The 11,921-nt window shown below is 39.0% G+C and carries 10 protein-coding genes; 8 read left to right on the top strand and 2 right to left on the bottom strand.

Annotated features, from left to right (window positions below; all coding sequences use genetic code 11):
- The first annotated feature begins 54 nt into the window (after positions 1 to 54).
- The 3 genes from EHQ47_RS14440 to EHQ47_RS14450 all read left to right on the top strand — a co-directional run bounded on the left by EHQ47_RS14440 (position 55) and on the right by EHQ47_RS14450 (position 4,606).
- Positions 55 to 1,641 carry a sodium:neurotransmitter symporter family protein gene (locus EHQ47_RS14440; protein ID WP_135749097.1) on the top strand — a complete coding sequence of 529 codons (1,587 nt, stop codon included), beginning with the start codon at positions 55 to 57 and terminating at the stop codon, positions 1,639 to 1,641.
- A gap of 116 nt (positions 1,642 to 1,757) precedes the next feature.
- A complete protein-coding gene (locus EHQ47_RS14445; protein ID WP_135749096.1) occupies positions 1,758 to 3,746 on the top strand; it encodes an ATP-dependent DNA helicase in 1,989 nt (662 codons plus the stop codon).
- A gap of 2 nt (positions 3,747 to 3,748) precedes the next feature.
- A complete protein-coding gene (locus EHQ47_RS14450) occupies positions 3,749 to 4,606 on the top strand; it encodes a hypothetical protein (RefSeq protein ID WP_135749095.1) in 858 nt (285 codons plus the stop codon).
- Here EHQ47_RS14450 and EHQ47_RS14455 read toward each other — a convergent pair.
- The gene (locus EHQ47_RS14455) at positions 4,569 to 5,372 is read right to left on the bottom strand and encodes a hypothetical protein (RefSeq protein ID WP_135749094.1); all 804 of its coding nucleotides are present in this window, start codon (positions 5,370 to 5,372) and stop codon (positions 4,569 to 4,571) included. The genes EHQ47_RS14450 and EHQ47_RS14455 overlap by 38 nt on opposite strands.
- A gap of 59 nt (positions 5,373 to 5,431) precedes the next feature.
- The gene (gene asnS / locus EHQ47_RS14460; RefSeq protein WP_135777444.1) at positions 5,432 to 6,736 is read right to left on the bottom strand and encodes an asparagine--tRNA ligase; all 1,305 of its coding nucleotides are present in this window, start codon (positions 6,734 to 6,736) and stop codon (positions 5,432 to 5,434) included.
- Between the two features lie 55 nt (positions 6,737 to 6,791).
- Between asnS and folD the strand changes: the two genes are divergently transcribed.
- Genes folD through EHQ47_RS14485 form a run of 5 tightly spaced genes read left to right on the top strand, consistent with a single transcriptional unit; the run spans position 6,792 to position 11,918 of the window.
- Positions 6,792 to 7,667, top strand: a complete 876-nt coding sequence (gene folD / locus EHQ47_RS14465) for a bifunctional methylenetetrahydrofolate dehydrogenase/methenyltetrahydrofolate cyclohydrolase FolD (protein WP_135777445.1) — start codon at positions 6,792 to 6,794, stop codon at positions 7,665 to 7,667.
- Positions 7,651 to 8,619, top strand: a complete 969-nt coding sequence (locus tag EHQ47_RS14470) for an acetylxylan esterase (RefSeq protein ID WP_135777446.1) — start codon at positions 7,651 to 7,653, stop codon at positions 8,617 to 8,619. The genes folD and EHQ47_RS14470 overlap by 17 nt, the downstream gene beginning before the upstream one ends.
- Before the next feature lie 2 nt (positions 8,620 to 8,621).
- Positions 8,622 to 10,073, top strand: a complete 1,452-nt coding sequence (gene cysS, locus EHQ47_RS14475; RefSeq protein WP_208727452.1) for a cysteine--tRNA ligase — start codon at positions 8,622 to 8,624, stop codon at positions 10,071 to 10,073.
- The gene (gene rlmB / locus EHQ47_RS14480) at positions 10,055 to 10,828 is read left to right on the top strand and encodes a 23S rRNA (guanosine(2251)-2'-O)-methyltransferase RlmB (protein ID WP_135693359.1); all 774 of its coding nucleotides are present in this window, start codon (positions 10,055 to 10,057) and stop codon (positions 10,826 to 10,828) included. The genes cysS and rlmB overlap by 19 nt, the downstream gene beginning before the upstream one ends.
- Entirely contained in the window at positions 10,815 to 11,918 is a 1,104-nt protein-coding gene (locus tag EHQ47_RS14485) for an esterase/lipase family protein (RefSeq protein ID WP_135777448.1), read from the top strand. Before rlmB ends, EHQ47_RS14485 begins: the two co-directional genes overlap by 14 nt.
- Positions 11,919 to 11,921: the final 3 nt, after the last annotated feature.

Here is an 11,921-nt window from a genome sequence, read left to right on the forward strand (position 1 = left end):
ATCTTCTACAAAAAGATTTTGTCACATAATTCCTAATACATTCAATAGTCCCTGATGGAAAAGAGACAAGTGGAACACCATGATGGCTGGGCCAGTCGTATCGGTTTGATTTTGGCTGTAGCAAGTGGTGCGATTGGACTTGGAAATTTTTTGAGATTTCCTGGGCAAGCCGTACAAAATGGTGGTGGTGCCTTTATGGTTCCTTATATCACAAGTTTCCTCATTTTGGGAATCCCTGTTTGTTTGGCAGAATGGACCATGGGCAGGATGGGTGGCAAACATGGACATAGCACTCCCTTTATCTTTCGTGAATACTTAAAAGGATTCCCTCTCAAACTTTCTGGGACCATTGGCGTGATGATTCCTGTGATGATTTACGTTTATTATGTTTTTATCGAATCTTGGTGTTTGGCTTATGCTTATTATTTTCTCACAGGGCAAATGTCCCTCACAGGTTCAACCCAAGATGCGATGACAAAACAAGCTTCTACTTTCTTTATGCATTTAACTGGTGCCGAAGCAAATGGATCCAGTTTTCAGTCTCCTATCATTGTATTTTTTTTACTCTGCGTTTTGTTTAACTTTTTACTTGTATATCGCGGTCTTTCCAAAGGACTCGAAGCTTTTGCAAAAATTGCGATGCCGCTAATGGGAATTTGTGCTACCATCATTCTCATCCGTGTTCTAACAATTCCTGGAATTGAATCAGGTCTTGCCGTTATGTGGAACCCAGATTGGTCAAAACTGACCCAACCTAAGGTATGGATCAGTGCTGCAGGACAAATTTTCTTTTCTTTATCAACTGGTTTTGGGATTGCTCTCGTGTTTTCTAGTTTTTTAAAGAAAAAAGACGATGTGGTTTTGTCGAGTCTCTCCTCTGCTTCTTTGAATGAGTTCGCAGAGGTTGTGTTTGGTGGGATGATCACCATTCCCGTAGCTTTTTTATTTTTAGGAATGCAAGTGACTTCCTTTGGGACTTTTGGAATGGGATTCATTGCCTTACCTTCCGTGTTTGGAATGATGCCTGGAGGAGCCTTCTTTGGAGGACTCTGGTTTCTTGTATTGTTTCTTGCTGCCATCACTTCCTCTGTGACAATGTTGCAGCCTGGAATTTTATTTTTAGAAGAAGGATTTCATATCGGTAGACGGAAATCTTCCCTACTTTTATTTCTTTTTACGTTTTGTCTTTGCCTTCCAATCATTTATTTTAACAAAGATTTTGCAGCACTTGATATTGCCGATTTTTATATTGGAACCATTATGATTTACATCTTGGCCTCCATTCAAATTTTTATCTTTGTTTTTAAGATTGGCGTGGAAAACGGAGTCAAAGATGCGAATGAAGGTAGTCTGATTCCCTTCCCTAAATCAATTCAGTTTGTTTTGAAATACATCACTCCCTGGTTTTTACTTTTTATCTTTGTTTCTTTTTGTTACATGAACTTACCTGAATATTTAGATAAAATGAATCCAGAAGTTATGGGTTCCCTCGCTGAAATCAAAGGGGAAAGTGTAGAAGATGCCAAAACCAAAGCAATTGTTGCTCGTTCTGTAGTGATAGGACTTGTTTTGATTTATGGATTTATTTATGTTTTAGTTTCCAAAGCCTTGGGTCACAAAAAAGGAAAGGTGGTCACATGATTCCATCTGGGGAACTAAATTGGCAAGGAATTCTGATCATGACAATCTCTCTTGTTTCTGTGATCAGTTTAACTGTTGTTTGTATCATTCTTCTTTTTCGCAATAGGCATTAACGATTGGACGTACAATCTGTTTTTACAAACAAACTTCCAAAACTTTGGAAGGATTATGAAGTCAGAAAAGAACAAATGGAAATGGCAACTTCCATTGAGTCTGCTTTTAACACTGGGTCAAATTGGGTAATTGAAGCAGGGACTGGTGTTGGAAAGTCCCTTGCGTATTTGATCCCCAGTGCCCTATTTTCATTGGAAAATGATTGTACCGTGGTTGTTTCCACCGAAACAAAATCCTTACAAGACCAATTATTATATAAAGATATCCCACTAGTAGCAGAAGCTCTTGGCGTTTCAGTCAATGCAATGGTGGCTCTTGGTGCCAACAACTACCTTTGCAAACGGAAATACAATCGAGTGATGGAACGGGGTGACTTTGGTCCAGAAATGGAATCTTCCATCCAATACTTTGTGAATTGGGAAAAACAAACTACGGCAGGAATCCGAGCAGAATATGATGGGTATTTATCGAATTCCTTTTGGAGTTCGGTTTCACGTGAGTCTGACAATTGTTTGGGGAGAAATTGTCCCAACTTTAGTTCTTCTTATTATTTTTTAGAAAAGGAAAAATGGAAAAAAGCCAATATCCTGATTGTAAACCATCACTTACTTGCAAGTCATTTGGCAGGGGATTTTAAACTCCTCCCACCGTTTTCGCAACTGGTCATTGATGAAGCACATGCTTTCCCTGAAATTGTAGGAAAGGCCTTTGGATCTGAAATTCGTTATGATCTCCTGATGAATCTCCTCCATTACCTTTATTTTCCCGAAAAACGTACAGGGCTTGTCTTAAAGCTAAAAAACGGTGAAAAAATCATGAAGTCGGTGGAGGCTTCCATTGGTTATGCGAATGATTTTTTTCGGATGTTACTTTCTGCCATCCCTCTACAATTCAATCAGTTTTCTACTCGTCATACAGAACGAATTAAATTGGATAATGGAGCCTTAGAAGATACCTTAGCTGATTTAGCCTCCCAATTAGAAGGTCTTCTTTCTAAATACAAAAAAGACAGTGAGGATATGGAAGAAAAGGAAATGGCTCTTGGGTTAGAGATGGTTTCCGGAAACCTAAAAAAAGCCTCCTCTTTCTTAAATGATTTCCGACTGAAATCCAATCCTAATTTGGTTTTTTGGATAGAACCGCCCCCACAATCAGCAAAAGATCCATTTTATTATTTATTCTCCCAACCGAAAAATACAGATGAAATTTTGGCAAATTCACTTTTTCCCAATATGGATTCAGTTGTTATGACCTCTGCCACACTTTCTCCTACTGCGGGAAACTTTCAGTATTTTTTAAAAGAAGTGGGAACAACAGAGGTTAAAACAAAAACACTGGCTTCGCCTTTTGCTTACAACACACACTCTCTATTGTTTGTACCAAAACAAGTCGCAGATCCTGTCCAAGACCCAAAACGAAATAAGTCAGATCTTTCTTATTGGATCGCACGCCTTCTTAAACTTTCCGAAGGAGATGCCTTTGTCCTTTTTACATCCAATAAACTATTATCAGAACTTTATGAAGAGTTACGGAATCAGGTTCCATATCCTATTTTTTCGCAGACAGAAATTGGACCGATTGCCGCCAAACGAGAGTTTCTTGCCAATGAAAAAAGTGTCCTTTTTGGAGTCTCTAGTTTTTGGCAAGGTGTGGACATAAAGGGTGATAAACTTCGCAATGTGATTGTGACAAAACTTCCTTTTCAAGTCCCAACAGAACCTGTGCTCCAGGCAAAGATGGAAGATATGGAACGGAAAGGGAAAAGTCCCTTTTGGGAAATGCAGGTCCCTAAAACTTGTTTGCTTTTGCGACAAGGATTTGGCCGACTCATCAGATCCCAGTCTGATACAGGAATGGTCAGTATCCTTGACCCTCGTGTACATACAAAGTCCTACGGAAAAAACGTCTTGCAAAGTCTTCCAAAGGGAGTTCCTCTCATTACAGAATTTAACGAATTGGAAAGAAAATTCCAACTTTTGCCGAAGTCTTAACTATGAAACGAATCTATCCATTATTGGCTTTACTCCTTTCTGTTTCTCTTGGTTCAAAACCCATTCAAGATAAGGATATTTATTCCTCAGTTGTCAATTGGACAGACCTTGTCGTGACTTCTTCCGTAAAAGAAACCATTCCCAAAATAGTATTTGATGAGGATGACCCTGAATTCTCTGGTAAAAACACAGCTACTAGCCAAGGGAAAGCCCATTCCATGGCGAGGAAAAAAGCCCGAGAAAAACTCCGCGTGCGACTCAGCCAAAGGTTAGAGTCAATTTTTTTCAATGCAGATTATACCGTGTACGAATACACACAAGTGAACCAACAAGCAAGGCTTCGACTCAATTCTTATATAGGTTCAGAAAAAGAAGAATACGATTTTCAATTTGTAAAAAATGTTTTGGAAGCAAAGGCTAGTTTGCCGCTGAAAGGAAAGGATGGAATCCTTGCCCATATTCCTTTTGAATACGGAACAGAACCTGTTCCTGAGTTTAGTGAAGAAGTTGTTCCGGTGGAATTTTCAGGCCTTGTAGTAGATGCACGTCATCTCAATCTAAAACATGCACTTTTCCCTAAGATCCAAACAGACAGAGGCCTAGACATATACTCCCCTCTTTATGTTAAAGAAGCCTATGCGATGGAAACAGGGTACATTGTGTACAGAGAAGAACAATTAGGAAAAGGAATTGAAGCGAAGGTTGGAAAAAATCCATATTTTGTTTTAGCACTTGCTACAGCAGGAAAAAATCAAACCGATCTTGTGATTCCCACTGACGAGGCGGCCAAGTTACTAAGCCACCCCGAAACTCGAAAAAATCTTACACGTTGCAGAGTTTTGATTTTAGTTTCTCAGTAAGAGATAAAAACATTTTTTCTGCTTTTACATAGTCTCCGTGAAAGAGATAAGCAAAACCCATGTCTTCTAAATCCTTATGAGCCAACGAACTAGTTTTTGTTTCTAATTCTGCTATTTTTTTGTAAACGGAATCATACATTTTTCGTTTTTCTTCAAAACTTGGTAGATTCAATTTACCAGGAATGTTTTCAAAAATTAGATTTGCTTCCTTGTGACGATCCAAAAAGAGAAGTGCCATACCCACAAGTTTATGGATATCAGAATCATTTAACAACTTCATGTTATCACGGAATACTTTGATCACTTCATCATATCGTTTTAAATAGTATGTTGAGATTAGTTCTTCTTTGACAAAGGAGTTATCATTCCATTGTTTTTTGTATCTTGTTATGATAGACTTCGCATCTTCATAAGCTTCTGCACGGAAGTAGATTTTAATCGCAGTTTGGATGATAGAAAAACAAAGAGGATTTGTTTGTGTGGCAAAATATAAGTTTAGATTTTTGCATGCATCTGTTGTTTTTCCAAGTTCATGATTTTGGATAGCATCGACAAGAGGAGCTAGGTTTGAGATTCCTTTTGGTGCAGCGACAGTCACTCTTCCTGTCAGTTCATACAAGGCCAAATAACCAAGATGTTGGATATAAAAGTTCTCAGGATGACGTTTTGCAAGAACAACGACATCTTCGTTTGATCCTACCTCATATAAATCCCAAGCTTCCTTCTCGATGGATGTATTTAAAACTTGGGTTGCTTGCTGTGCCATAAGGTTCCTCTCTTTCTATAAAAAGATCGGTTTGTGCACAAAATTTCCTTTAAGAAAAATTATGGACTTAGTCTGTAAATCATCCTCGGGAAAGGAATACATTCCCGAATATGGGACAAACCACAAATCCATGCGATCACACGTTCTAGACCCATCCCAAATCCGGAATGCGGAACGGAGCCATATTTGCGTAGGTCCAAATACCAAGAATAATCTTCCGGAGGGAGGCCTTCTTCTTGTAATCGTTCTACGATTTTATCAAAAGATTCTTCTCTTTCGGAACCACCAATGATCTCTCCAATTCCATCAGGTGCGATCAAATCGGCAGAGAGAACGGTTTTGGGGTCATTTGGATTTTGTTTCATATAGAAGGCTTTGATCGCCCTTGGGAAATTTTGGATGAAGATGGCGTTCCCATAATGGTTCGTCAGGATTTGTTCTCTTTCCGAATTGATGTCCTCACCCCAAACAATTTCTTCACCAGCTGTCTGCAAAACTTGGATTGCTTCGCCGTAGTCCACTCGGGGAAATGATTTTTTTAATTGTTCTAAAAGAGGAGCTGGGTCCCGGTCCAGAGTTTTTAAGTCTTCTAAAGTTCGTTCAATGGTCGTTTGGAGGACTGTTTTGACAAATCGTTCCTGTAAATCCAAGTTTCCATCTTGGCCAAGAAAAGCAGTTTCTGCCTCAAGCATCCAAAACTCAGTTAAGTGCCTTCTTGTTTTGCTTTTTTCAGCCCGAAACGTTGGACCAAAGCAATACACTTTGGAATGGGCAAAGGCAGCAGTTTCGAGATAAAGTTGACCTGTTTGGGCTAGGTAGGCTTGTCCTAGATCAAAGTATTCCGTTGAAAACAAAGTCCCGGCGGACTCACCGATGGATCCTGTCAGGATGGGTGTGTCTATGAGAGTGTAGCCATCGTTACGAAAGAACTCACGGATGGCAAAAGACAATTCGGAACGTACCCTCTGGATGGCTAGTTGTCTTTTCGATCGTAGCCAGAGATGTCTATGGTTGTGTAAAAAATCTGGCCCGTGTTCTTTGGGTGTGATGGGATATTGGTGTGATTCTCCGACAACCGTAAAGGAATGTAGGAAAAGTTCCCTACCACCGGGTGCTTTGGGATTCTCTTGTAACACTCCGATGACGACAAGCGAAGTTTCTTGCGGGAGAGCCTTTACATCTTTGAATGTTTCTTCACCCAAAAATTCTTTTTCTGCCACTATCTGAAAAATCTTACCGTCCATCCGGAGTTGGAGGAATTGGACATGGTTGTTTCCACGGAGTCCTTGGACCCAACCTTGGAAACGAACGGTAGCAGCGGAATGGGGAGAATTGGATTGTGATGGATCTAAACTTGGAGTCATGGATGGTTTTTTCTGTTTGCCAGTTCGATTTTCTCTGAAATTTTGAACTTACAGAATGAAATCTAGCATCCTATTAGACGGTAAAGCGATTTCCGAAAAAATTCGAAATCGAATCGCAGAAACACTAGCAAAAGCTAAATCCGAAGGCAAAGGCGTCCCGACTCTTGCGACCATCCTTGTTGGGGATAACCCCGCATCCGAAACCTATGTGAACATGAAGGTTAAGGCCTGCGAAAAAGTGGGAATGGGCTCTCGTTATGTTCGGATGAAAGAAGAAACAACCACAGAAGAGTTGTTAGCTGAAATTAAAAAACTGAATGCGGATGATTCAGTGAACGGAATCCTTTTACAACATCCAGTTCCGCATCAAATTGATGAACGTCTTTGTTTTGATGAAATTGCATTAGAAAAGGACGTTGATGGTGTCACCACCATTTCTTTTGGTAAACTATCAATGAACAGTGAAGCCTATTTTCCATGCACACCGTATGGGATGGTTCTTTTGCTTCAGGAATATGGAATCGATGTTTCTGGTAAACATGCTGTTGTTGTGGGAAGGTCCCCTATTCTTGGAAAACCAATGGCGATTATGCTTACAAACTTAAATGCCACTGTTACCTTATGTCATTCGAAAACAAAAAATTTACCAGATCTTGTGAAACAAGCGGACATCGTTGTTGGTGCTGTTGGGAAACCAGAATTTATTAAAGCAGATTGGATTAAGGAAGGTGCAGTCGTTTTGGATGCTGGTTATAATGTTGGCAACGTTGGCGATATTGAGATCTCCAAAGCAAAAGACAAAGCTTCTTATTATACTCCTGTACCTGGTGGTGTTGGTCCGATGACGATCTCAGTTTTATTGCTGCAAACCATGTATAGTTTTTTAAATCAATTTTCTCCTAAGTTGGATTCTCATGCCTCAAACCGTTAGTTTTGACGAATGTTTTCAAACGGTTCCAAAACTAGACCCACCATCGGACTTGGATAGTTTCTGGAAGGCAGGGATAGTCGAATTAAAAAAAGTTCCGATCAAAGCAACGTACAAAACTGTTTTGAAAGGATCGTTTATTTGGGAATCTCTTAATGATATTAGTTTTCAGAGTATCGACAATCACGTGTTACATGGAAAGCTGGCAATTCCTCGAAAAAGAGGAAACAGACCCGTTGTTGTTTACTTTCATGACTATTTAGCTGTTCCAGAAGAAATCCAAAAAGGTTATTCCGATTTGGGTGTGGCCCAACTCCATATCACCTTACGCGGACATGGTGAGGAAATGGTTCACGCTCCCCTCGACCCAACTACTGGAAAAGCACTTATTGGTTGGACACCTAATTATTTTGCTCATGGACTTGATCAAAAAGAAGATTTTTACATGCGCAAACTCTACTTGGACGTAATTCGTACAATTGAGTTTTTGCGTTTGACCGACGGGATTGACGGAGACCAAATCATTTTGCATGGAAAATCTTTAGGTTCCGCCTTATCAGTATTTGGTGCAGCCTATTCCGATCGAATCAAAGGATTGATTCTCGAAACACCTTCTTTTTGTTATATTGATAAGGACCAAATTTCTCTAAAGGGGAATCCTTGGATTCGTGAACTCACTCCCTTTTTAGAAAAAAGGGCCACTAAAAAAGTAGATTATAAAAAAGAACTGGCTTATTTCGATGCTTTGAACTTTGCCAAAAAAATCAAAATCCCTGCTCTCTTTTCTTGCGGAATGGAAGATGTGATCTCTCATCCAAAATCCACCTTTGCTTTGTTTAATCATATGAATTGTGATAAACGTATGCAGTTGTATCCAACGGAAGGAAATGAAGCTGGAAAAGACAAACAACCCCAAGCCAACTTGGAATTTGTTAAAGAAATTTTTGCTTTATGACAATACTTCCCTTTGTATTTCAGAATTCCAAATCAGGAAAAAAAGAACCTTTTTTACCGAAGGATCCTTTGAATGTAAGTATCTATTCTTGTGGGCCAACTGTTTATAATTTTGCTCATATTGGAAATATTCGTTCGTTTTTGTTTGTGGACGTTCTTCGCCGTTCTCTACTGCTCGGTGGATATAAACTCAACCAATCCATGAACATCACAGACATTGATGATAAAATCATCAATGAATCGATCAAAAGAAAAATTAGTGTCGAAGAGTTTACTAAACCATGGACAGAAGCCTTTTTTAAAGATTTAGAAACCCTTCATGTTCAAAAACTAGAACACTATCCAAAAGCCACTGAATCTATTGAAGACATGGTAGGACTTGTTGAAACACTTCAGAAGAACGGCCTTGTTTACGAAAAGGATGGGAGTTTATACTTTTCCATTCAAAAATTTAGTCGTTATGGGGAACTTTCGAAAATCGATGTTTCCGGGATGAAGTCTGGTGTTCGATACGATGCAGATGAATATGAAAAGGATGATGTTCGTGATTTTGTTCTTTGGAAAAACCAAAAGAACGAAGAAGAAAAATGTTGGCATACGAAAATCGGAACGGGTCGTCCTGGTTGGCATTTAGAATGTTCCGCAATGATTCGCAAAGTGTATGGTTCCGGCGTTGACATTCATACCGGCGGAATTGACCTTCTCTTTCCCCATCATGAAAATGAAGCAGCTCAAAGTTACGGGGCTTATCCGAACGAAGAGTTTGTTGGGGTATGGTTACATTGTGAACATCTCCTTGTGGATGGAGAAAAAATGTCAAAAAGTAAGGGAAATTTTTATACCTTACGAGACATTTTAGAGAAAGGATATGATCCAAATTCCATTCGTTACCATTTGATTTCAGCACATTACAGAAGTAAGTTGAACTTTTCTTTGAGTAAATTGGAAGAATCCAAAACGGCAATGGAAAGAATTCAAAATACTATTTATCGAATTTTAGATGAAGGGAAATTATGGGACAAGGTTCCGAAATCTTCCAAGGATTTTGTTTTTTCTGTTCCCGAATTACAGAAACTAAATTTGGAGTTTTTGAGTTCGTTGGCAGATGATTTAAATGTTCCCAAAGCACTTGCTTCTGTTTTTGAACTCGTAAGGATTGTGAACCAGTTTTTGGATTCGAATAAAGAACTTTCCGATTCTTTATTTTTAAAAGAAGCTCTATTATTGTTTTTTAAAACAAATGAACTTTTTGCTGTTTTTTCCTTTGAGAAAAAAATCCAGTCTTTGGATGGAATAACTGAAGATTGGATTTTGGAACAAATAGAAGCCAGAAAAACCGCAAAACAAAACAAAGATTTCTCTACTGCCGACAAAATTCGTAAAGAGTTGGAAGAAAAAGGAATCCTTCTCGCTGACACAAAAGAAGGAAAAACCACATGGAAAAAAGCCCAGTAGAAATACTTTTTGGTAAAAGAAATTTTTACGAATTTTTAGAATCTTTGGAACAGATGGCTCCGGAACGAGGTGTAAAAACCATTCGAGAAGTCATTGTCAAAGATTCGATGGGAAATGAAGAAAAACAAAGAATCCGAGGATATATTCCAAATTCCGTAAAGTTTACTACGGTTTCCACGAGAGAGCTGGATCGCATTGCGTCTGATAAAAACCACCAAGGTTATGTTATCATTCGTACAAAACAAAAATCGTTTTCATCACTTGGGTTTGAACAATTTAAACAGAATGTAGAGGCCGGCGAAGGCCCAATTCTCATATTGGATCGTATCCAGGACCCTGGGAATCTTGGGAATATTCTGAGAACCGCTGAATGTATGGGCGTGAAACATGTGTTAATGTCCGATCGGGATACTTCGCCAATTACTCCTGTTGTGGAAAAGGTTTCTGCGGGAGCGGTCCATCATTTACAAATCTACCGAGTTGCAAACTTGATGCACGGGATGGAATTTTTAAAAAAAAATGAATACTGGATTCTTGCCACCGACGAGGAAGGTGAAGAAGCTATTTGGGAAACTTTGCCTGATGCATCTCAGATGGCGGTCATTATGGGGAATGAAGGTGAAGGTGTTAAACGGTTGTTATTAGAAGAAGCAGATTATGTAGCAAGGATCCCACTATTTGGTTCTGTAACATCTTTAAATGTAGTGGTTGCTTGCGGAATCACTTTGGATCGGGTACAAAATGTTTCGCGTTAGGCGAAATATTATTATTTTTGTTTTAAATCTTTTGATTGGAACTTTCGTATTTCCATCTTGTATTTACGACTTCTATCGAAAGGAATTTGTCTCCGAAGAGAAAAAAAACGACGAAGTGCTTTTATTTGCTCTTCTTGGCCTCCTGCCCAATCCCAACCAAAAGTTATATGGTTTTTTCCCTGGTTTTTCAAGGAACTTATCAGATTCACAATTTATATCTTCTGAGTTTTTCCCCAAGTCTGGGAAAAAAAAGATCGTTTTGATTCATGGCTGGAATCCTGCTGAAAGAGATTCTGACCCCATCACAAACGATGAGAAAAAAATTCAAAATATAAAAAATACATTTTCCAATGGGCTGATTCACTTTCAAGAAGGCAGGGCCTCAGCGAACAGCGAATTTGATTTCTATGTATATACTTACCGAACTTCCAATAGTATTCTAATCAATGGAAAACAATTTTTTAACACGTTACGTGTCAATTTTACCGATTCCGATCAGGTTTACATTATTGCCCATTCGATGGGAGGGCTTGTGACTCGTGTGGCATTATCTCCTGACACTGGAAACCTTCCCTTCGTTCGATTGGTCGTCACTTTGGCTAGTCCTCAATTTGGATCTCCATTTGCAACACCCAGTTTTTTAGCAAGTAACCCTTTCTTAAATGACCTAGGAAATTACCTTGTGGGAACTCAAGGTGGATCCGAACTGGGATATACCAACCAAGGTTCTGGCCAATCCAATTTGAATGGGGCTGAGAATCTTGTCCTTGATGTGATCAACCAATCCTATTTGAACTACAACCTAAATGGAAAGTTTGTCAGTTTTGCAGGGGTAATGAGCGGTTGTAATGATGGAGAAACTTTTTATTATAATACTGGGTGTACGATTTTATCGAATGCAGGGTTTACTCAATCAGATGGAATTGTTCCTCGAAATAGTGCAAGGCTTGGAAATCTAACCTACAAACAAATTGATATAGCCGATTGTGATCATTCTATGATGGCTTTTCAAACTGTTGACCCAAACGATCCCAAAAGTTTAAATCTATTTACACAGGTGATCACAGAAATTCGAAATTCTCCTTATTAATGT

Source organism: Leptospira bourretii, assembly GCF_004770145.1.
In the GTDB taxonomy this organism is placed as follows: domain Bacteria; phylum Spirochaetota; class Leptospiria; order Leptospirales; family Leptospiraceae; genus Leptospira_A; species Leptospira_A bourretii.

Bases quoted from the DNA above. Each gene is read 5' to 3' on its own strand.
- EHQ47_RS14440 (WP_135749097.1), top strand. From the start codon at position 55: ATGGAAAAGAGACAAGTGGAACACCATGATGGCTGGGCCAGTCGTATC.
- EHQ47_RS14450 (WP_135749095.1), top strand. From the start codon at position 3,749: ATGAAACGAATCTATCCATTATTGGCTTTACTCCTTTCTGTTTCTCTT.
- EHQ47_RS14455 (WP_135749094.1), bottom strand. From the start codon at position 5,372: ATGGCACAGCAAGCAACCCAAGTTTTAAATACATCCATCGAGAAGGAA.
- asnS (WP_135777444.1), bottom strand. From the start codon at position 6,736: ATGACTCCAAGTTTAGATCCATCACAATCCAATTCTCCCCATTCCGCT.
- folD (WP_135777445.1), top strand. From the start codon at position 6,792: ATGAAATCTAGCATCCTATTAGACGGTAAAGCGATTTCCGAAAAAATT.
- EHQ47_RS14470 (WP_135777446.1), top strand. From the start codon at position 7,651: ATGCCTCAAACCGTTAGTTTTGACGAATGTTTTCAAACGGTTCCAAAA.
- rlmB (WP_135693359.1), top strand. From the start codon at position 10,055: ATGGAAAAAAGCCCAGTAGAAATACTTTTTGGTAAAAGAAATTTTTAC.
- EHQ47_RS14485 (WP_135777448.1), top strand. From the start codon at position 10,815: ATGTTTCGCGTTAGGCGAAATATTATTATTTTTGTTTTAAATCTTTTG.